Below are 20,029 nucleotides of genomic sequence, written 5' to 3'. Positions count from 1 at the left end.
ACACCGAACCAAATAGAGAGGAATGGAAAGATGAAATCCAGATTGCTTGCGTTATCCGTGGCTTTAGCCCTCGGGGTCTCCTCGGGCGCTGTGGCGCAAAGCCGGTATGTCCACGCCAACAACTCGTCCTACGACACGCTGGACCCGCATACGGTTTTCGACGTGGCGCGCGTGGCGTCGCGGCTGAACTTCTACGACGGGCTTTATCGCTGGGTCGACAACCCGCCGGAACTGATCCCGTGGCTGGCGACGGGGCACGAGGTGTCCGAGGACGGGCTGACCTGGACCTTCACCCTGCGCGACGACGTGCCGTTCCATGACGGCCGGATGATGACCGCCGAGGACGTCGTCTATTCGGTCGAACGCATGCTGGCGATTGCGCGCGGTTCGGCGGCGCTGTTCCTGCCGGTCCTCGACCCCGGCAACACCGTCGCGGTCGACGAGCACACCGTCGCCTTCACGCTCAAGGAGCCCTCGGCGCTGTTCGGATCGTTCGTTGCGGACCTGCTGGTGCTGAATTCGGAACTGGTGAAGGAAAACGAGGTCGACGGCGACTGGGGGCAGGCTTTCCTGACCGAGAACGTCGCGGGCAGCGGGTCCTTCACGCTGACGCGCTATGACCCGGCGCTGGGGTTCATCGGGACGCGGTTCGCCGACCATTTCGCCGGTTGGGGCGAGAACTACCTCGATGAGATCGAGTTCCGCACCGTCCTGGAGACGAACACCCGTATCCAGGGGCTGATGCGCGGCGACTATCACGGGCTGGACGGCTATCTGGCACCGGATCAGGTGCAGCGGCTTCGGGCGTCGGACGCGGTCCAGATCTTCGAAGAGGAGTCGATGCGCGTCTTCTACTTCGCGGTACACAACGGCCGCGAGCCGATGGACGACCTGAACTTCCGCAAGGTGCTGGCGCATGCCTTCGATTACGATGGCTACATCAACGGCATCATGCAGGGGACCGTGGCGCGCAACCCGACGATCAACCCCAACAACCTCTGGGGCGTGCCGGACGTCGAGCCCTACACCTACGACCTGGACAAGGCGCGCGAGTATCTGGAACTGGTCGAGGGGCCGATCCGCACGCTGCGCATCGGCACGCTTGCCGGTTTCAGCGAAACCGAACAGGCCGCGGCGCTGCTGCAGAACGGGCTGGCCCAGCTGGGGATCAATGTCGAGATCGAGAGCGCGCCCTGGCCGGTGGTCAGCAGCAACATGCAGGACCCGGACACCATGTACGACATGGTCCCGCTGTGGAAGAGCACCTACTATGCCGATCCCAACAACTGGGTAGGCGAGCTTTACGGATCGCGTTACGCGCCGACCCGCAACGCGTCTGCCTACCACAATCCGGAGTCGAACGAGCTTCTGGAAGAGGCGCTTGTCGAGACGGATCAGGCCCGCCGTGCCGAGCTTTATGAAGAGGCGACGCGTATCATCTACGAGGATGCCGCCGGCATCTGGATCTACAACACCAAGTGGTTCGGGCCGTATTCGAGCCGCCTGCAGGGCGTGCGCTTCAGCCCGGTCGGCAACGGCCAAGACATGCGCTGGGCCTATTTCGAGGACTGAGTTGACCGGTCTACGACCATCTCCCGTGGCGCGCCGCGCGCCACGGGAGCCGCTTTCCAACCTGTCCGCTTCCTGAGGAACGCCTATGCGCCGCCTGGAAATCATACTTTCGCGCTTCGTCTGGTTCATTCCGACGCTCTTCGGGTTGCTGCTGGTGGTGTTCCTGATCGCCAATGTCGTGCCCACCGATCCGGCGCGGATCATCGCCGGCGAGAATGCGACCGAGGCGCAGCTGGCCATCCTGCGCGCGCAGCTTGGCCTCGACGAACCGATTTACGTGCAGTTCTTCATCTATGTCCGTGACCTGCTTTCGGGTGATATGGGGCGGAGCCTCTATACCCAGCGCGAGATTTCGGACGATCTGTTGCGCCGTCTGCCGGCGACGATGGAACTGACGCTGGTGTCGATCACGCTCGCCATCCTCATCGGCGTTCCGTTTGGCGTGATCTCGGCGATCCGGGCGAATACCTGGGTCGATCAGACGCTGCGGGTCATTTCCGTCTCAGGCCTTGCCGTGGCGAGTTTCTGGTTCGCGATCGAGCTGCAGCTCTTCTTCTCGACGCGACTGGGCTGGATGCCGCTGAATGGCCGGATAGCAGGTTTCGGACCCGAACGGATCACGGGCTTCCTGCTGATCGACAGTGTCATCACCGGCGACTGGGCCAGTTTGCGATCCGCGATGTGGCACCTGATATTGCCGACCCTCACGCTGGCCTTGCCGGCCGCGGCGACGCTTTTGCGCTTCACGCGCGCGGGCGTGCTGGAGGTGATCAACAGCAACTATGTGCTCTATGAGACCGCAATGGGCTTTCCGCGCGCGCTGGTGGTCTGGAAGTATGTCCTGCGCAACGCGCTGATCTCGACCGTGACGCAGATCGGGCTGATCTTTGGCACGCTCTTCGCGGGGGCGGTCGTCGTCGAAGCGGTGTTCGACTGGCCGGGGCTCGGTACATATGCGGTCCAGTCGATCCTTCAGTCCGACACGAAAGCGATCCTCGGCTTTTCGATACTTGTCGGCGTCGTCTTCATCGGGATCAACCTGCTCGTCGATATCGTCCACACATTCATCGACCCGAGGATGGTGAAATGAAAGCGATCCGTATCCTGCTGACCGATCGGGCCGCCACCTTCGGCTCAGGGATCATCCTTTTCCTCGTCGCGGTGGCGATACTGGCGCCGTGGATCGCGCCGCATCCGGGGGATGTGAACACCTTTCATCTGATGAATCGCCTGCAACCCCCGAGCGCCGAAAACCTTTTTGGCACCGACAGGATGGGCAGCGACATCTTCAGCCGGATCCTGTTCGGCGCCCGCATCACGATCACCATCGCCGTCATCGCGGTCGGCGTGGCGGTCATCATCGGTGTGCCGATCGGGCTTCTGGCCGGGTACTATGGCGGCTTTCTCGGCGGGTTCCTGATGCGGACCTCGGACGTGTTTCTGGCCGTGCCGCAGATCGTCCTGGCGATTGCGATTGCGCAGACCCTTGGGCCGAGTCTGGAGAATGTCATCCTTGCCCTGTCGCTGACCTATTGGCCGTTCTGGGCGCGACTGGTCTACGCCGAGACGCGTGCGTTGAAGAACCAGACCTTTGTCGAAGCCGCGATTGCGCTGGGGGCGTCGGACTTCCGGGTGATCGTGTTGCATATCCTGCCGAATACGGCGTCGGCGATCATCGTGCGTACTTCCATCGGGATGGGGGCGACGATCCTGACCGCGGCCGCACTGGGCTTTCTGGGTCTGGGCGCGCCGCCGCCGACCCCGGAATGGGGGCGCATGATCTCGGAATCGCGCGAGTATCTGCCCGAGGCCTGGTGGTACGCCACGGCGCCGGGGATCGCGATCTTCCTTGTGGTGATGGGGTTCAACCTGCTGGGCGATGGCCTGCGCGACATCCTCGACCCGAAGACACGCCGCCGAGGTGGAAAATGAGCCAACCGCTATTGAAGGTCGACGGGCTGAGCCTGGGGTTTCGGGGCGATGGCGGCTTCGCGCATATCCTGGACGGGGTGAACGTCACCATCCAGCCCGGCGAGATCATGGGGCTGGTGGGCGAAAGCGGCTGCGGCAAGACGACGCTTGCCCGGGCGGTTCTGGGCGTGCTGCCCCGCAACGGGCTGCAGATCCGCGGCGGGGCGATCCGGTTGCGCGATATCGACATGCTTTCGCACGAGCCGGCCGAAGTGGGCCGACAGAACCGGGTGCGCGGGCGCAAGGTGACCTTCATCCCGCAGGATCCGTTCACCAGCCTCAACCCGGTGCTGACCATCGGCGAGCAGATCGACGATCTGATGAAGTGGAAGTCGCCGCTCCGCGACCCCGATGAGCGGTCTTACTGGCCGACGCTGTTGCGGCCCTATCCGCGCGCCGCGCGCAAGGCGGACCGCGAGAAGGTGATGGAAACGCTGGACGAGGTGCAATTGCCTCAGCCCGCGCAGATCCTGAAGAAGTACCCGCACGAGGTTTCGGGCGGCCAGCGTCAGCGATTGATGATCGCGATGGCGCTGCTGCCCGAACCGGAACTGATCATCGCGGATGAGCCGACGACGGCGCTGGACGTGACGATCCAGGCGCAGATCCTGGGGGTCCTGCGCAAGCTGGCGTCCGATCGCGGCGTCGCGGTGATGCTGACCACCCATGACCTTGGATCGGCCTACGAGATCTGCGATGCGATCACCGTCATGTACGCAGGGCAGGAGGTCGAAGCCGCGCCGGTCGGCAGCTTCTTCAACGCGCCGGCGCATCCCTATACCGCGAAGTTGCTGGCAAGCCGGCCGGATGCGGGGGGCAGCATGACCGGCATCCCGGGGGAATTGCCGAACTTCTATGCACCGCCAGCGGGATGCCGGTTCATCACCCGCTGCGACAGGGCGACGGAACGGTGCACCATCCGCCCGGAACCGACGCGCTTCGCCGCCGGGCATGTGGCGCGATGCTATCATCCGCTGACCGCCCCAGAGTCCGACCGGAAGGAGAAGCGCGCATGACCCGCCCCCCGATCCTGACTGTCCGCAACCTCAATGTCCGGTTTCCCATTCGCGCCGCGTTCGGTCGCAAGGTCGGCGAGATCGCGGCCGTCGACGATGTCACCTTCGATCTGGGCGATGGCGAGATCCTGGGCCTGGTCGGTGAAAGCGGGTGCGGAAAGTCCACGCTGGGCAAGACCGTGATGGGCATCCAGCAGCCCGACTCGGGCGATATCGTGTTCGAGGGCAACAACGTCGCGGGCCAGTCCCCGAAGCAGGCGCGCGCTCAGCGAAGCCGCCTGCAATACGCGTATCAGGATCCGGGCGCGTCGCTCGATCCGCGCTGGCGCATTGGCCGGTCGCTGGAGGAGCCGCTGATCATCCACACCGATCTGGGCGGGAAGGCGCGCAAGGAAAAGGTCAGCGAGGTCCTCGCCTCGGTCGGGTTGCCGAAGAGCCATCTCGACCTTTTTCCGCACGAGATTTCCGGGGGACAGCAGCGCCGGGTCGGACTTGCGCGCATCCTGATGCTCAACCCCCGGGTCGTGATTCTGGACGAACCGACGGCCGGGCTGGATGTCTCGGTGCAGGCGACGGTGCTGAACCTGTTCCGCGACCTGCGCGAAAAGTTCGACCTGACCTACATGTTCATCAGCCACGACCTGTCGGTGGTGCAGATGATGTGCCACCGGGTCGCGGTGATGTACCTTGGCCGGATCGTCGAGATCGGGCGGACCGAAGACATCTTCAACAACCCGCAGCATCCCTACACCCAGTCGCTGCTGGCGGCGATCCCGCGCATCAACGGCCCGCGAGTGACCGAGAATTTCTGGTTGAAGGGCGAGCCGCCCGACGCGAGCCGCCTGCCGCAGGGCTGCCGGTTCCAGAGCCGCTGCCCCCATGTTCAACCGCTGTGCCTGGCGGAGGATCCGCCGCTCCGCTCGCATGGCGCGCATGCCGCCGCGTGTCATTTTGCAGGTGAGGTGTCGCCCCCGCGGACGAAGGAGAGTGCCCAATGACTAAGACCGCAATCGTGACCGGAGGGGGGCGGGGCATCGGTCGCGGCACCGCGCTGGAACTCGCCGCGCGGGGTGTGGATTTAGCACTGGTCGATCTGATCCCCGAGGATCTGGCCCGCACCCGGGCCGAGATCGAGGCGCTGGGTCGCAAGGCGCTGACCTATGAGGCCGATGTCGCCGATCACGCGCGCGCCGCTGAAGTGGTGGCGGACGTCATGTCGCACTGGGGCCGCATCGACATCCTGTTCAACAACGCCGGAAAGTCGAACGCCAAGCCCCTGCTGGAGATCACGGAAGCGGAATTCGACCGAACCATCGCGATCAACCTGAAGGGGGCCTTCAACTACACGCATGCGGCCGCGCCGCACATGAAGGCGGCGGGGGCGGGAAGGATCATCAACATGTCCTCGCTCAACGCCCATACCGGGGGGGTTACCGGCGCGGTGAGCAAGTTCTCGTATGCAGCAGCGAAGGCCGGGCTTCTGGGGATGACGCGGGCGCTGGCGAAGGAGCTTGGCCCCGAAATCCTTGTCAACGCGATATGCCCCGGGGTGATCAAGACCGAGCGTAGCAACGACCTGATCCGCGCCCGCGAGGCCGAACTGGTCCGCGGGATCGCCGCGGGGCGGGTGGGCACGCCGGCCGATGTGGCGCAGGTGGTGGCGTTCCTCGGTCTCTCGGAGCCCTGCTTTCTGACCGGACAGGACATCAAGATTGACGGTTTCCAGTGGATGATATGAATTGAGGCCAGCCGGCGGAGAAATTTCCGACGCCCTACGCCCCGACTGGCGCGCGCTTGTGGCCATCATCACGGCCATTCAGTCGGTGCTGGCGCTGATGACCCGGACGCTGCCGCTGTTCGGGCTTCCCTTGACGCTGGCTGCCGGGATCGCGCCGGCGGCGGCGGGGCAGATGGCGGCGGCAACGAGCCTCGGCAGCATGCTCTACTTCCTGTGGGGGCCGGCCTTTGTCGCGGGAATCAGCGCGCAGCGCCAGCTTCAGGGCGGGGCGATCCTGACCGCTTTGGCCGTGCTTCTCTGCCTTTCGGGGAGCTGGGGGCTGATCCTGCTGGGTGCGCTGCTCATCGGTGTGGGCTATGGGCCTTCGGCGCCGGCGGGCAGCGACCTTCTGATGCGGATCGTGCCGGCGCGGCGGCGGGGCCTTGCGTTTTCGATCAAGCAGGCGGGCGTTCCGGTCGGCGGGCTGGCCGCGGGGCTGATCCTCCCGGTTGTGGCGATGAGTTTTGGGCTTTCCGCCGCGCTCTGGCTCGCGGCGGCCATCGCGCTTTCAGCGTCGATGCTGCTGGGGTTCTGGAGCGGGGCACTGGCGCGGGTCGAGGGGCCGCTGCGACAGGCCGCCTTGCCCCGGCTTACCGAACTGATGAGCGCGCCCTTGCGACTGTTCCGGATGATCCTCGGCGACCCGAGGCTGCGGCTGATCACCTATGCGGGTCTCGGTCTCGGCATCGCGCAGGGGGTTCTTTTCGCCTATTTCCCGGTCGTCCTGACCGATCATGTCGGCTACTCGCTTGCCGCCGCGGGCCTGGCCTTCGCGCTGCTGCAGGGATTGGGGATCGTCGGGCGGGTCTTTCTGGGCTGGCTCTCTGACCGGATCGCGCGCGAGCGCGCGGTGCTGGCCTTTCTGTGCGTCGCCTCGGGCGGCACCATGCTGCTGATTGCCACGTTGGGCCCTGGCAGCGCGCCTGCGCGGATCGCGTCGCTTTCGGCCCTGGCTGGGATCACGGTGGTTTCGTGGAATGGGGTTTTCCTGTCGCTGCTGGCGGCCTCCGCCCCTGAGGGCCAGGTGGGGGAGGTGACCGCTGCGGGCACCTTCGTCCTGTTCAGCGCCTTCGTCGTCAGCCCGCTTGTCGCGCAACTCTTCTTTGCCGGGGGCGACGGGTATGCCGCCGGGCTCGTCTTTGCGGGGCTGGCGCCGCTGGTATCCGCAGCGCTTCTTGCGTTCCACCGCCCCTGAACAATTATCACGAAAGGAAAGCCGATGGACAATTTCTCGACCAGCCAGATCGTGCGAAAGGCGGTCGTGCCCAGTGCGGGCGGGATCGTCGCCGCGCAGCACAAGCGTGCCGCCATGGTTGGAGCCGAGGTGCTGCGCGCCGGGGGTGACGCCATTGACGCCGCTATCGCCACGTCCTTCGCCATCGGCGTAGTGGAGCCGTGGATGAGCGGGCCGATGGGGGGCGGGATGATGACGATCTGGCGGGCCGAGACCGGGCAGGCGCATACCGTCCAGTTCGGCATGCGGTCGCCGAAAGGGTTGCAGCTGTCGGACTATCCGCTCGATCCGTCCGGCACGGCGTCCGACCTCTTTCCTTGGACCAAGGTCGAGGAGGATCGCAACGTGTTCGGCGCGCTGGCGGTCGCGGTGCCAGGCACGGTGGACGGGATGTCCGTCGCACACCAGGCCTTCGGCACCATGCCTTGGAAGGATCTGGTGTTGCCGGCGGCGGCCATGGCGCGCGAAGGAATGCTCATCGACTGGTATGCGTCGCTGGTGATCGCCTCGGCCACGCGCAATCTGGCCCGCGATCCCGATGCCGCGGCGCTGTTCCTGATCGATGGCCAATGGCCGAACGTGTCCGGCTGGACGGCGCTGTCGGATGCGCGGCTGGACCAGCGGCAGATGGCCGCGACGCTGGAACGACTGGCCGAGGCTGGGCCGCGCGATTTCTACGAGGGCGATATTGCGGCCGCGCTGGTTACTGATCTTGGGGCGAAGGGTAGCCGGATTGCCGCGGCGGACCTCGCGTCCTATCGCGCGCGCCTGACGCCGACGATCGAGGTGCCCTATCGCGGGGGGACGGTCTACGCGCCCGCGGGTCTGTCTGCCGGCGCGGATCTGGCTATCGCGCTAGGCGAAATGGAGCATGCGTTCACCCCGGGTCCTGCGCCTGGCCCGCAGAGCTTTGCAGCGCTTTCAAATGCCCTCGGCCGCGCGTACGAGCGCCGCTTGGCAGAGGCCGGCGACCGGCCCGACCCTGAGGGCGCGCCGACCTCGACCACCCATTTCAGTGTCGTGGATCGCCACGGGAACATGGTCGCCGTGACGCAGACGCTGCTGTCGATCTTCGGTTCGCATGTCGTCTCGCCGTCGACCGGGTTGCTTCTGAACAACGGGATCATGTGGTTCGACCCCGAGCCGGGGCGACCCAACTCGCTGGCCCCCGCAAAGGGCTGCCTGATGAATGTCTGCCCCGTCATCGGCGAGACGCGCGGCAAGCGCTTTGCCTTTGGCGCGTCCGGCGGGCGCAAGATCATGCCGGCGGTCGCCAATCTCGTCTCGTCGGTGATGGATTTCGGGATGGGTATCGAAGCGGCCTTCCATCAGCCGCGGATCGACAATTCCGGCGGCGGCACGGTGATCGCGGACGAAGCGCTTTCCGACGACATCCTGAACGCGCTGAAGGACCAAGGCCCCGTCGTGACCGCAAAGCGGTCGGTCTTTCCCTACGCGTTCGCGGTGCCGGCCGGGGTCATGCGTGAGGGCGAAACGAATACCGGCTGCACCGAGATCATGACCCCCTGGGGGGACGCGATTGCCGAGGATGCGGTCGACTTGCTGCGCTGAGCCGAGCCAAGCAGAAAAGGAAAAGACACTGAAATGAGTAGCGTTCATAAACTTGAGGAAATGCCCCAACCCAGCGGGCCGCGACTGCTCAGCCCGTTCCGGCTTCGCGACGTGAGTTTTCGCAACCGGGTTGTGCTGTCGCCGATGCAGGTCTATCAGGCGACGCCCGACGGGTTGGCGAACGACTGGCATCTGCAACATCTGGGCAAGTTCGCCGTGGGCGGCTTCGGTTGCGTCGTGACCGAGGGGCTGATCGTCGATCCGGTCGGGCGCGCGACCTGGGGCGATCTGGGCATCTGGTCGGACGATCACATCGCGCCGCTGCGCCGGATCACCGATTTCGTGCGCTCGGCGGGTGCGGTGCCGGCGGCGCAGTTGCACCATGCCGGGCCGAAGGCGGCGCGACAGCGCCCGTGGGAGGGGTTTGGCCCACTGACCGAGGTCGAGGCTGCGCGGGGGGAGCCCGCCTGGGTTCCGCTCAGCAGCAGCGCGGATCGCTCGGCGCCCGGTTGGCACCTGACGCGCGAGATGACGCTGGACGACATTGAGGCGGTGATTGCCGCCTATGGCGCGGCCGCGCGGCGTGCTGATTCGGCGGGGTTCGACGTGATCGATATCCATGCTGCGCACGGCTACCTGCTGCACAGCTTCTTGTCGCCGGTTGCGAACCGGCGGACGGACGGATACGGCGCCGATATCGACGGGCGGATGCGCCTGCTGCTGGAGATCGCCGAAACCTTGCGCGCGAACTGGCCTGAGGGGAAGGCGATCTTCTTCCGGATTTCCTGTGTCGACTGGCGCGCCGATATCGAGGAGCCGTTCGACGGCTGGACGATCGAGGACAGCTGCCGGCTGACGCGGGAGTTGCACCGCCGGGGCGTCGATCTGATCGACTGCTCGTCCGGGGGGATCCGCGGGGCGACTTCGATGTCCGGCGCCGCGGCCAAGCGAACCGGTCTGAAGCGCGGCTTTCAGGTGCCCTACGCGGCGGCGATCCGGCGGGAAACCGGCGTGCCGACGATGGCGGTGGGGGTGATCCTGGACGGGGCGCAGGCTGAAGGGATTATCGCGCGCGGCGAGGCTGATCTGGTAGCGATCGGGCGGGAGGCGCTTTTTGATCCGCATTGGGTGTTGCATGCGGCGCGGGATCTGGGGGCGGATGAGGACTGGGCGCTTTGGCCGCCGTCCTATGGGTGGTGGCTGGCGGCGCGCGAGCGGATCGGGATCGCGCAGGAGCGTGGTTGATCGGGCGGCTCAGAGGCGGGGTGCGCAAATTTGCGCACTTCGCCAAGGCTCTGATATGAAATCATAAATCTCTTCGGTTAACCGCAATGAAACTTTTGGCCCGCGCGCCGGAGGAGGGCGTTGGGGCGCCGTTCAGGAGGACGCGACCCCGGCCCGGCAGGGCGATTTCGGGTGCTGGCAAGTGTATGGCAAGTGTATGGCAAGCGTATGGCACCCGGCTGGCAGATTTGCCCGCCAGGGCGGGCGCGGGGGGCTTTCACCGCCCCCGGCGTCCCACCCCGCCACGCTCAGGCGGCGATGCGCTGGGCCTTGGGCGTCTCGATCAGTTCGGCGTGCAGCGCGATGATGGCGCGGTTCAGGTCATCGCGGTTGAGCAGGAACTGCACGTCGACATTGCGGCTGGGCTGCTGCGCGGCGAGGATCGGGATTTCCGCGGCCTCCAGCGCCTGAAGCCCGCGCAGAAGCACGCGCTGGTCGCTCAGATCGCGGCCGATGGCCGAGGCGATGGCGGCCGAGCGCGCGGTGACCTGTGCCGACGGGTAGCTGCGTTGCAGGTCGCGTTCGATGCGGCGCGCGACCTTGAGCGAGACATCCAGATGGTGCGTGATGGTGTTGGCGTTCGAGGTCTTCGAGACGATGAAGGCGTCGTGCCGCTTCAGGATCTCGAGGATCGTCGAATCGTAGCCCTTGACGCCCACCATCTCGGGTTCGAACAGTTCCAGTGCGATGACCGGCAGGCCGGTGACAATCTCGGTTCCGGGCTTGTCCGCCGGTGCATCGTCGATCAGCGTGCCCGGGTCATGCGGTTCGAACGCGTTGGTCACGCGCAGCGGCACGCCCGCCTGGCGCAGGGTCTTTGCCGCCTGGGGGTGGATCGCCTCCATCCCGAGGTTGGCGAGCTGGTCCGCGACGTCATAGTTGGTGTGGCCCAGCTTGCGCACCGCGTCTGCCCCGACAAGGCCCGGGTCGGCCGAGGAAAGGTGGAATTCCTTGTGGATGATCGCCTCGGCGGCGCCGGTCAGTGCGGCGAGGCGCGAGAAGGTGACCTCGGAATAGCCGCGGTCGTATTCGGCCATCAGCCCCTCGGTGCATTGCGCGTAGCCGGTCACGATCGGCAGTTCGGCGGTCAGGTCGATCCCTTCGAAGCCGGCGCGAAGCCTTTCGTCGAGGTTCAGTTCGCGTTCGTCGCGCCAGCCGCTCAGGTCGACGCAGCGTGCCGCGACCCCGGCCCGGTTCAGAAGCAGCGTCGCGACGAAGGCGGAATGCGCCTCGCCCAGTCCCGACAGCAGTTCGCGGATAACCAGCATGTGCTGGGTCAGCCGGAAATGGCCGTAGCTGCACAGCCGTTGCAGGTCGAAAAGGCAGGAGCGCGCCCCCTCGATCCGGTCGCGGACGAATTCATCGGCCTGCGACAGATCGGCGGAATGCTCGAGGATGCCGTGATGCGCCTCGCGCATCGCCTCGCCGACACGGTCGAGCGCGGCAAGCCAGGTATGCCCTTCGGAGGCGGTGACGAAGCTGGCGTAGACGCCGGGTTCGCCGGACTTCTTGTGCTCCAGCAGCAGGTTGGTGATCCCGCCGAAGGCCGAGACCACGAAGATCCGGTTGTAGAGGTCTGCGCCCTTGCGATCGCCGACGAGCAGCGTGTCGCGCAATTCCTTCAGGCGGCTCATCGAAGTGCCGCCGATCTTTTCAACGGTGTGGGCGGTGGGATTGTCGGTCATGGGATCAGGTCCACTAGGGGCGGCGCGTCGGTTCCGCGCCGCCGTTTGATGTTCAGGCGCTGGCGATCAGGCCAGACTGCCGGTTTCGGGCACGATGCCCGCGGGTGTGTCGCGCAGGGCCAGATGCGGCGGATGCGGCGCGGCGGCCGCGAACGGGTCCTGCAACGCGTTCGAGATGGCGTTGAACACGAAGAAGGCGTTCGAGCGCGGGAACGGCGTGATGTTGCTGTTCGAGGCGTGCATCGTGTTGCAGTCGAAGAAGATCAGCGTGCCGGGCGGCATCGCTCCAATGGCCCCAGAGCACCGGGTCCTGGCGGTCCAGGACGGCTTCGCGGACGCGCTGGCGGGTCGGGTAGGCGTCTGAGCCGTGTCGGATAGGCTGATGAATTGTCACTCGCTTTCTCCATTCGGAACGTTGCAAGGCACCGCCGCGGTCCCTTCACGGGCGCCTCGGCGGCTTTCGGTGCGCGCGGACGCGCACAGCCTTGCAACGCAATCAGACGCGTTCGGTTCAGGATGAGGCGGCGTAGCTGCCGTCTGCCTGGTGAACCTCGGTCCCGGTCACCGGCGGATTGAAGCAGCAGGCCATGACCAGTTCCTCGTCGGCGCGCAGGATGTGCTTGTCATGCTGGTCGAGCGCGTACATCACGCCGGGCTTGATCTGATGGGTCTTGCCGGTGTCCACCTCGGTGATGCTGCCGCTGCCCGAGATACAGTAGACGCTCTCGAAGTGGTTCTTGTAGTGGAACTGGTGCTCGGACCCGGCCTCCAGCGTGGTGATGTGGAAGGAAAAGCCCATTCCATCGTTGGCCAGCAGCATCCGCACGCTGGTCCAGCGGGCGTCGCTGACGGCCTTGTCGGTGTTCTTCAGTTCGTTGAAATCTCTGACGATCATGGTGTTACTCCGCTGCGATCGGAACATTCCCGGCCTGGGCGCGGACTGCGCCCTCCAGAATGTCCAGACCCTTGTTCAGAATCTCGTCGGACGTGGTCAAGGGGGCGAGCACCTTGACGACTTCATCATGCGCGCCCGAGGTTTCGATGATCAGGCCGGCCTTGAAGCAGTCGGCGCAGATGGCGCTGGCCAGATCGCCGTTGCCGACATCGATCCCGCGCATCATGCCGCGGCCCTTGAGGGTCGCGCCGGGGATCATCGCGGCGATGCCGGCCAGCCGGTCGCGCAGCATCTCGCCCTTGCGGATCGTGTCCTTCTCAAACGCGTCGTCCGACCAGAACTTCTCCAGCGCCACGCGGGCGGTGACGAAGGCGTGGTTGTTGCCGCGGAAGGTGCCGTTGTGCTCGGCCGGCTTCCAGATGTCGTGCTCGGGCTTGATCAGAAGCGCCGCGAAGGGCAGGCCCATGCCGCTGAACGACTTGGCCTGGGTGATCATGTCCGGCTCCAGCCCCATGCCTTCGATGCTGAAATAGGGGCCGGTGCGCCCGATGCCCGACTGGATGTCGTCGATGATGAAGAGCGCGCCATGCTTGCGCGCCAGGCGCTGGATGCCGCGCAGCCATTCGGCGCTGGCGGCGTTCAGCCCGCCTTCGCCCTGCACCGGCTCGACGATGAAGGCGGCCGGGTCGTCCATCCCGCTGGACGGGTTGTCGAGGACCCATTCGATGTAGTCGAGCGTGTCCTTGTCGCCCATCGCGTTCTCGAACGGCATGTGGGTGACGTCGGCCAGGCTGCCGCCGCCGGCGCCCTCACGCTTGCCGGAATTGCCGGTCAGCGCCAGCGCGCCCATCGTCATGCCGTGGAAGGCGTTGGTGAAGGCCACGACGTTGCGCCGCCCCGTCACCTTGCGCGCGAGCTTGATCGCGGCCTCGACGGCGTTGGTGCCGGTGGGGCCGGTCATCATCACCTTGTAGTCCATGCCGCGCGGGGTCAGGATCAGGCGCTCGAACGTCTCCAGAAACGCGGCCTTGGCGTCGGTGAACATGTCGAGCCCGTGGGTCACGCCGTCGCGGCTGATGTGATCGATCAGCGCGGCCTTCATGTCGGGGTCGTTGTGCCCGTAGTTGAGCGACGAGCAGCCGGCCAGGAAGTCGATGTAGTCGCGACCCTGCGCGTCGGTCAGGATCGATCCGCTGGCCTTGGTAAAGACGGTCGGAAAGTTGCGGCAGTAGCTGCGAGCGGCGCTTTCGCGTCGGTCGAAAACGGCAGTATCCGCTGAGATGTCAGTCGGCATGGGGTACCTCGATGTGGTTAATGTTCGGTGGCGGTGGCCGGCAGTGCCGCGTTCAGCGCCCGAAGCGAGATGTCGCTCGGGTCACCGGACGCTCAGGCGACGCGGGCTACCGGCGCGGGAAAGCGGATGCTGACCAGGTATTCGGTGGCATGCTCGCCGTCGAAATGGTCATCCTTGCGGTAGTGTGGCTCGTCGGTCAGCTTTCCGCCGTGGCGTTCGGCAAGGCTGCCGAACAGGGCCCAACTCGCCTTGTTGTCGCGGGTGATCGTGGTCTTCAGGTGCAGCACGCCCGCCATGTCCTCGCGCGACAGAAGCCGGTCCAGCATCTGGCTGGCCAGGCCCAGTCCGCGCGCTTCCTTGGCGACGGCGACTTGCCAGACAAAAAGCGTGTCGGGCGCGTCAGGCAGAAGATAGCCCGAGACCCACCCCACCGGCACACCGTCCAGTTCGGCCAGAATGCAGGTGTCCGCGAAGTGATCGCACTGGATCAGGTTGCAGTACATGCTGTTGTCGTCCAGCGGCTCGCAGGCACGGATCAATGCCCATACATTGCTGCCATCCTCGGGCGCGGGCTTGCGAAAACTGGGCGCCTTCGACGCGGGGGTCTCGATCATATCCTTCATGCCACGATCCTATTTGGTTCGATAGACTAACTAATGGATCGGCGGCTCAAAAGCAATATCCCACAGGCGTGATCTGTGGGGATAAATGCATAGTACAATGATAAATTTGCGAAATAAAATGCTTCGAGTTCGGAATATCCTGCGCGGTTCCCCGGTCGAACAGGTAGATTGACCAATCAGCCATCAGAACGGTATTGTGTCGTCATTCGGAAGGATCTTGGGCGCGCGATGGAGCGGATCGATTATTGCCTTATCGCCCTGCGCCGAATCCTTCGGGCGACGGAGATGCACGGCAAGGAACTTGCGCAGGCCGCCGGGATGACGCCGGTGCAGTTGCGCGTGGCGCAGATCGTGGCGGAAACCGGCACCAGCACCGGCGGCGCTATCGCGCGGCGCATGCATGTGGCGCCGGCGACCATCACCTCGATGATCGACAAGCTGGAGCGTGCGGGCCATGTGGAACGTCAACGCAGCCATGCGGACCGCCGCCAGACCATCATCGCGCTGACCGACAAGGGGCAGGATGCGCTGAGCCGGGCACCGGATGCGCTGCAGCAACGCTTCGCCGCCGCGTTCGAGGCGCTGGAGGACTGGGAGCAGGCGATGATCGTCGCGGCGCTGGAGCGCGTGGCGACGATGCTCGACGCCGGAGAGGCGGAGCGCGGCGCGGTGCTTTATCCCGGCGAGTTCTGACCGGGCAGGGCCGGTCGCGGTAAACCGGCTTGTCGTGTCGGTTGAAGCGTTGGGCAGTCAGGCTGTTGGCAGCTGCCAATATGGCAAATGAGTGCGCACCTGACTGATTCGTCTCTTGCGACATTGACTGTAACCATAAGTTATTATAAGATTCTTTATGGCGACGTTTGCAGCGCAAGGCGATCGATCGCGCCCTCGCGCCCTCGCGCCCTCGCGCCCTCGCGCCCTCGCGCCCTCGCGCCCTCGCGCTCGATCCGCGTGATCCGATGATATTGGCCGGGGGAGCTTGTGAGACGCTGTGATGCAGCTTCTTCGAACCAGCAATTGTTGCCATCTGCCGCCCGCCAAGCGCTACGTATCGCTTGCAGCGTTGCCCGGCATGGCCGAAGGTCTCCCAATGACGTTCGACCTGAACGACCTGCGGCTCGAGCCATTGCGCGGCGCAAAACCAGGGCCATTTAGGTTTTGGGTGTGACGCGCGCGGCGGTGCGGCGGCGTCGATTTCATCCATCTCCACGATTCCCGACAGCACGACGCTTTCATGGGTCATCATCGCGCGGATGCGATGGCAGAAGCGCCACGCGACCTTGTAGGTGATGCCCGCATCTCCGACAACTTGCGGGCCGAGACGCCCTTGCTGGAGGCAAAGATCAGCCAGATGGCGCTAAGCCATTGACCGCGAGGCAATCGGGTGCGGTGCATCGCCGTGCCGGAGGTGAGTGTGAACTGACGACGGCACGAACCGTAAGAGAAGAAACCGGGTCGCGAGCGGCGGCGCCACTGCCCGGCAGCCTCGGAGGCACCGCATGAAACGCAGCGAATGCCGCTGGGGAAGCGCAGGCGCTCAAGAAGCGCGAGGTACGTGGCTTCGTCCGACGCGACCTTCTCGCTCTCGGCGAAAGTGATGTTGTCGGCGGGGCGTTTGACGAGTCGATGAGGCATGGCCAAGAAATCTTGGCCCTTGCCTCTGATCCGGCAACGAAGACAAAAGATATTGGGACTGATGTGTTACCGGGATAATTCCCTTCAGGGTCGCACTGCGATTGAATGCGGTGACGATCCGGTTCAGATCCTCGGCAAGTGAAACCGTGCAGGTTGCTCAGCTGGTTCGACGTATCGTCCGGATCGAGTGGCAGATTTCTAAACTCCACATAGAATTCGTAGAAATCAGCCTTTGAGAAGGGATCGCCGTCAACACTGAGAGAGAACGATTCGATGTCCAGACAAGATGAAAAGTGGCATGACGGGCTGAGCCCGTTGAACACCACCGTTCCCGTCGCCAAGCTTCCGTCGCCTGCCCGCCACTCGATGTCGTAGCTCGGCGACTCCTGCGCGCCGGCGGAAACCGCTGCCAGAATGATGAGCAGCAATGCGCAGACAGCACTCTGGATCGCCTTCTGAAAGGCGTCGAGAATTCTCTGGTTGCCTACGATAAGGGATTGTCCGGGCATTGGGTATCGGCCTTACGAGCAAGGTTCTGGCAGAACCGTTGGTGTGGGCTGGATGCCCGAAGCGCGATCTGATCCGGCTGATCAGGGCGAACGATCTGGCAGCCCGCGCTCTGTCCACCCGGAATAGCCGGGCGGCGATTAAGGAGCCCTTGAGTGTGGCCTGGTCGCCCCCAGCCCCGATCGTGCTTTTTTCAAGATGCGGTTCTCAAGGGTCGGGTCAGCGACCACTTCCTTGAGGGCCAGTGACTCTGTGCGCAGATCCTTGATCTCTGTGCTGCAATCGTCGGGAAAACAGTCCACCGGACTGGATCATCCCGCCGCTCCCGTGGCAGACTTTCTAACCGGCGTTCTCACCTGTTTCCGGATGTGCAGGCCGAACTGCTCCGGATGTAGCGGGCCGAGCGGCAACAGGCCGCGATCCTCGATGCCCTGCCGGCGCAACTGGCCATTCTGGACGAAACCGGCACAACCGTCGCGATGAACGAGGCGTGGCGGGTCTTTGCCCCCGCACAGAACGGTGCCGACGGAATTCAGCCGTCGGTCGCAGCTATCTTGAGGTCTGCGGGGGCTCTCCCGGAACAACATGAATGTTATCGTGACGGTGTCCGACAACGGCGGTGAGATGAGCAATTCGAGGCTGGCCCGAGTTTTTGAGCCGTTCTACACCACCAAGGAGGTGGGCAAGGGCAGTGGTCTTGGCCTGAGCATGGTCTACGGATTCGTCAAGCAGTCGGCTGGTCGTTTCGAGATCTTTTCGGAGCCCAAAAAAGGTACGACTGTGAAAATGTATTTCCCAAGGTTTTTTTGGCAAGCAGGAGCCCGGAATTGACGATGACTCGGAGCAGCACGGCACGGAAACCATTCTGGTTGTCGTGGATGATCATGCATTGCTGAAGCAGCTCACGACGCAGCTTGAGGCACTGAGATACAAGGTTTTTGCCGCCTCGGAAGGCGCGCCAGCCCTGGACATCTTGCGCGAACGATCGGACATTGATCTGCTGTTTTCCGACATCGTCCTACCTGGTGGGATGAACGCTCCAATTGTCGAAGCGTCGGCAGCTATGCTTCCAGAACGTGCCTGACCTTCAGGGCGAGATCTGTGCGACGGTAGGGTTTGCTCAGAAGATGCACGCCGGGGTCAAGCCGCCCCTGGTGAACGATCGCATCCTCGGTGTAGCCCGAAGTGAAGAGTACGTTCAACTCGGGCTGTCGGAGCAGCGCGGCGTCAACAAACTGCCGCCCGTTCATGCCGCCGGGCATCACCACGTCGGTGAACAGCAGGTCAAAGGTACTGCCACCGTCCATGATCTTGAGGGCGGCGGCCCCGGAAGCTGCTTCCTTGATATTGTAGCCAAGGCTGCCGAGTTGCGCGACCACATGCCTACGAACCATGTCATCGTCCTCGACGACGAGGATGCGTTCTGTTCCCCCGATCAATCCAGCATTGTTCACGGTTGCGGACTCCTGATCTTCTCTCATGTCAACAGCGGGGAAGTACAGCTTGACTGACGTGCCTTCACCGGGCTCCGAATAGATCCGTGCGTGGCCGTTCGACTGCTGAACAAACCCATAGACCATCGACAAACCAAGCCCTGACCCCTTGCCGGTCTCCTTTGTCGTGAAGAAGGGTTCGAACGCCCGCTCCGTGACGTCCGACGGCATGCCGCAGCCGTTGTCGGTCACCGAGATCATGACATACCGGCCCTCCTTGATCCCCTCGACGCTTGGCAGGTCATCTGCCATCAGCGTTACGTTCGACGCCCCGATCGTCAGTCGCCCGCCGTCCGGCATGGCATCGCGGGCGTTGATCACGAGATTCAGGATTGCGTTTTCGAGTTGGCCCGGATCGACCTCGATCGGCCAGACACCGGCAGCAGCACGGATCTCGATCTCGATATCTTCATTGATCGTGCGGCTTATGAGCCCCTCAAGCCCGGTCAGTACCTTGCCCGGGGCGAGATGCGTTGGCGCAAGTGCCTGGCGGCGTGCGAAGGAAAGCAGCTGACTGGTCAGGTTCGCCCCGCGTTCCGCGGCCTGCATCGTGACTTCGGCCAGTCGTCTGGCTTTCGGGTCGTCGGCATGGGTGTCCGCGAGGGCCTCGGCACTCCCCACGATGATCGTCAGGAGGTTGTTGAAATCGTGGGCGATACCGCCGGTCAGCTGTCCGACTGCTTCCAGCTTCTGCGCATGGCGCAACTTCTTCTCCAGAGCGCGCAGTTCCGTGACATCGGTCGTGCTGCCGATGATCCTGACCGGCTGACCCGAGTCATCGCGTAGAACAAGGCCGCGGGCCACGACATCCAAAGGTCGGCCATCCGCGCAGACGAACAGATACTCGCTGGTCCAGTTGATGCCGCCGCCTTCGATCACGGACTGAAGGCTTTCGACCACGCGGTCGCGGTCGTCGGGGTGAATCCAGCTTTCCCAAGCGCTCAGGTCAGGTTCGGTCTCATTAGGGTCATAGCCGTAAGTGTCGAGCAATTGGTCGTTCCACCAAGTCCGTCCTGACTTCAGATCGGCGTCCCAGACGAGATCGTTTGTCGCAAGGCCAAGAAGCCTGAAGCGTTCCTCGCTCACGCGCAGAACCGCTGCGCTGCGTTCCGCTTCTTCGGCCATGGCCGCGCGCAGAACCTCCTCGTCGCGGTGTCGAGCATAAAAACCGACAAACAGAACGAAGGCGAAGAAGCTAACCAGGAACGACGCGATCGCGCCCACGTCTTCAACTGCGCGGGGGGCCTTCATATACGCCAGCATAAACGCCACGATCGGCACCGGCCCCAAGCTGACGAGCAGACCGATCACGCGCTTGTGGAAGTCAAAATTGGTGAACTGGTGAAACACCACCAGCGGGAAGAACCATGTGATGTAGGGGATGATCGGGACGATCTCTTCGGATGCCCTGTAGGCAAGGATGGCAACGACATTCAGATAGACCACGAAAAAGATGCTCAGGCTGCCGGTG

19 protein-coding genes are annotated in these 20,029 nt (G+C 64.3%); 13 read left to right on the top strand and 6 right to left on the bottom strand.

What is annotated here, in order from left to right; genetic code table 11:
* The first annotated feature begins 57 nt into the window (after positions 1-57).
* From IM708_RS10265 to IM708_RS10225, 9 genes are all read left to right on the top strand, one after another.
* Positions 58-1,572, top strand: coding sequence for an ABC transporter substrate-binding protein (locus IM708_RS10265; RefSeq protein ID WP_209426431.1), 1,515 nt, complete (start codon positions 58-60; stop codon positions 1,570-1,572).
* Positions 1,573-1,657: 85 nt separating this feature from the next.
* On the top strand, positions 1,658-2,662 hold the full coding sequence (locus IM708_RS10260; protein WP_209426430.1) for an ABC transporter permease: 1,005 nt from the start codon (positions 1,658-1,660) through the stop codon (positions 2,660-2,662).
* Entirely contained in the window at positions 2,659-3,504 is an 846-nt protein-coding gene (locus tag IM708_RS10255) for an ABC transporter permease (protein ID WP_209426429.1), read from the top strand. The genes IM708_RS10260 and IM708_RS10255 overlap by 4 nt, the downstream gene beginning before the upstream one ends.
* Positions 3,501-4,559: an ABC transporter ATP-binding protein gene (locus tag IM708_RS10250; protein ID WP_209426428.1), complete on the top strand. Its 1,059-nt coding sequence runs from the start codon at positions 3,501-3,503 to the stop codon at positions 4,557-4,559. Before IM708_RS10255 ends, IM708_RS10250 begins: the two co-directional genes overlap by 4 nt.
* Positions 4,556-5,557, top strand: coding sequence for an oligopeptide/dipeptide ABC transporter ATP-binding protein (locus tag IM708_RS10245; RefSeq protein ID WP_209426427.1), 1,002 nt, complete (start codon positions 4,556-4,558; stop codon positions 5,555-5,557). Before IM708_RS10250 ends, IM708_RS10245 begins: the two co-directional genes overlap by 4 nt.
* Positions 5,554-6,297, top strand: a complete 744-nt coding sequence (locus IM708_RS10240; RefSeq protein ID WP_209426426.1) for an SDR family NAD(P)-dependent oxidoreductase — start codon at positions 5,554-5,556, stop codon at positions 6,295-6,297. The genes IM708_RS10245 and IM708_RS10240 overlap by 4 nt, the downstream gene beginning before the upstream one ends.
* 58 nt (positions 6,298-6,355) lie before the next feature.
* Positions 6,356-7,531, top strand: a complete 1,176-nt coding sequence (locus tag IM708_RS10235) for an MFS transporter (RefSeq protein ID WP_209426425.1) — start codon at positions 6,356-6,358, stop codon at positions 7,529-7,531.
* A 24-nt stretch (positions 7,532-7,555) separates the two neighbouring features.
* The gene (locus IM708_RS10230) at positions 7,556-9,142 is read left to right on the top strand and encodes a gamma-glutamyltransferase (RefSeq protein WP_209426424.1); all 1,587 of its coding nucleotides are present in this window, start codon (positions 7,556-7,558) and stop codon (positions 9,140-9,142) included.
* A 60-nt stretch (positions 9,143-9,202) separates the two neighbouring features.
* The gene (locus tag IM708_RS10225) at positions 9,203-10,387 is read left to right on the top strand and encodes an NADH:flavin oxidoreductase/NADH oxidase (RefSeq protein WP_209426423.1); all 1,185 of its coding nucleotides are present in this window, start codon (positions 9,203-9,205) and stop codon (positions 10,385-10,387) included.
* Between the two features lie 287 nt (positions 10,388-10,674).
* Here the strand turns inward: IM708_RS10225 and IM708_RS10220 are convergent, their stop codons facing one another.
* The 5 genes from IM708_RS10220 to ectA form a co-directional block, all read right to left on the bottom strand.
* Positions 10,675-12,111, bottom strand: a complete 1,437-nt coding sequence (locus tag IM708_RS10220) for an aspartate kinase (RefSeq protein ID WP_209426422.1) — start codon at positions 12,109-12,111, stop codon at positions 10,675-10,677.
* Positions 12,112-12,177: 66 nt separating this feature from the next.
* Positions 12,178-12,393: a phytanoyl-CoA dioxygenase family protein gene (locus IM708_RS10215; protein WP_209426421.1), complete on the bottom strand. Its 216-nt coding sequence runs from the start codon at positions 12,391-12,393 to the stop codon at positions 12,178-12,180.
* A gap of 229 nt (positions 12,394-12,622) precedes the next feature.
* Positions 12,623-13,006 carry an ectoine synthase gene (locus IM708_RS10210; protein ID WP_209426420.1) on the bottom strand — a complete coding sequence of 128 codons (384 nt, stop codon included), beginning with the start codon at positions 13,004-13,006 and terminating at the stop codon, positions 12,623-12,625.
* A 4-nt stretch (positions 13,007-13,010) separates the two neighbouring features.
* Entirely contained in the window at positions 13,011-14,300 is a 1,290-nt protein-coding gene (gene ectB / locus IM708_RS10205) for a diaminobutyrate--2-oxoglutarate transaminase (protein WP_209426419.1), read from the bottom strand.
* 92 nt (positions 14,301-14,392) lie between these two features.
* Entirely contained in the window at positions 14,393-14,923 is a 531-nt protein-coding gene (ectA, locus tag IM708_RS10200) for a diaminobutyrate acetyltransferase (RefSeq protein WP_209426418.1), read from the bottom strand.
* A 228-nt stretch (positions 14,924-15,151) separates the two neighbouring features.
* Between ectA and IM708_RS10195 the strand changes: the two genes are divergently transcribed.
* From IM708_RS10195 to IM708_RS10185, 4 genes are all read left to right on the top strand, one after another.
* The gene (locus IM708_RS10195) at positions 15,152-15,616 is read left to right on the top strand and encodes a MarR family transcriptional regulator (protein WP_209426417.1); all 465 of its coding nucleotides are present in this window, start codon (positions 15,152-15,154) and stop codon (positions 15,614-15,616) included.
* Positions 15,617-16,157: 541 nt separating this feature from the next.
* Positions 16,158-16,292, top strand: a complete 135-nt coding sequence (locus IM708_RS21565; protein WP_280860245.1) for a hypothetical protein — start codon at positions 16,158-16,160, stop codon at positions 16,290-16,292.
* 1,370 nt (positions 16,293-17,662) lie between these two features.
* Entirely contained in the window at positions 17,663-17,896 is a 234-nt protein-coding gene (locus IM708_RS10190) for an ATP-binding protein (RefSeq protein WP_209426416.1), read from the top strand.
* Positions 17,897-17,939: 43 nt separating this feature from the next.
* A complete protein-coding gene (locus tag IM708_RS10185; protein WP_348524959.1) occupies positions 17,940-18,149 on the top strand; it encodes a hypothetical protein in 210 nt (69 codons plus the stop codon).
* On the opposite strand, the gene IM708_RS10180 is transcribed toward IM708_RS10185, so the two are convergent.
* A partial coding sequence (locus tag IM708_RS10180) for a hybrid sensor histidine kinase/response regulator (RefSeq protein WP_209426414.1) occupies positions 18,127-20,029 on the bottom strand: 1,903 nt, incomplete at its 5' end. The two genes, IM708_RS10185 and IM708_RS10180, sit on opposite strands and share 23 nt — an antisense overlap.

Source organism: Pararhodobacter sp. SW119 (assembly GCF_017811755.1).
In the GTDB taxonomy this organism is placed as follows: Bacteria; Pseudomonadota; Alphaproteobacteria; order Rhodobacterales; family Rhodobacteraceae; genus Pararhodobacter.
This window is presented reverse-complemented; position numbering and strand designations above follow the sequence as displayed.

What these genes read in the sequence shown, in the direction of transcription:
- IM708_RS10255 (WP_209426429.1), top strand. Translation starts at nt 2,659, where the DNA reads ATGAAAGCGATCCGTATCCTGCTGACCGATCGGGCCGCCACCTTCGGC.
- IM708_RS10260 (WP_209426430.1), top strand. Translation starts at nt 1,658, where the DNA reads ATGCGCCGCCTGGAAATCATACTTTCGCGCTTCGTCTGGTTCATTCCG.
- IM708_RS10195 (WP_209426417.1), top strand. Translation starts at nt 15,152, where the DNA reads ATGGAGCGGATCGATTATTGCCTTATCGCCCTGCGCCGAATCCTTCGG.
- IM708_RS10225 (WP_209426423.1), top strand. Translation starts at nt 9,203, where the DNA reads ATGCCCCAACCCAGCGGGCCGCGACTGCTCAGCCCGTTCCGGCTTCGC.
- IM708_RS10220 (WP_209426422.1), bottom strand. Translation starts at nt 12,111, where the DNA reads ATGACCGACAATCCCACCGCCCACACCGTTGAAAAGATCGGCGGCACT.
- IM708_RS10210 (WP_209426420.1), bottom strand. Translation starts at nt 13,006, where the DNA reads ATGATCGTCAGAGATTTCAACGAACTGAAGAACACCGACAAGGCCGTC.
- IM708_RS21565 (WP_280860245.1), top strand. Translation starts at nt 16,158, where the DNA reads ATGGGTCATCATCGCGCGGATGCGATGGCAGAAGCGCCACGCGACCTT.
- IM708_RS10250 (WP_209426428.1), top strand. Translation starts at nt 3,501, where the DNA reads ATGAGCCAACCGCTATTGAAGGTCGACGGGCTGAGCCTGGGGTTTCGG.
- ectB (WP_209426419.1), bottom strand. Translation starts at nt 14,300, where the DNA reads ATGCCGACTGACATCTCAGCGGATACTGCCGTTTTCGACCGACGCGAA.
- IM708_RS10240 (WP_209426426.1), top strand. Translation starts at nt 5,554, where the DNA reads ATGACTAAGACCGCAATCGTGACCGGAGGGGGGCGGGGCATCGGTCGC.
- ectA (WP_209426418.1), bottom strand. Translation starts at nt 14,923, where the DNA reads ATGAAGGATATGATCGAGACCCCCGCGTCGAAGGCGCCCAGTTTTCGC.
- IM708_RS10245 (WP_209426427.1), top strand. Translation starts at nt 4,556, where the DNA reads ATGACCCGCCCCCCGATCCTGACTGTCCGCAACCTCAATGTCCGGTTT.
- IM708_RS10215 (WP_209426421.1), bottom strand. Translation starts at nt 12,393, where the DNA reads ATGCCGCCCGGCACGCTGATCTTCTTCGACTGCAACACGATGCACGCC.
- IM708_RS10230 (WP_209426424.1), top strand. Translation starts at nt 7,556, where the DNA reads ATGGACAATTTCTCGACCAGCCAGATCGTGCGAAAGGCGGTCGTGCCC.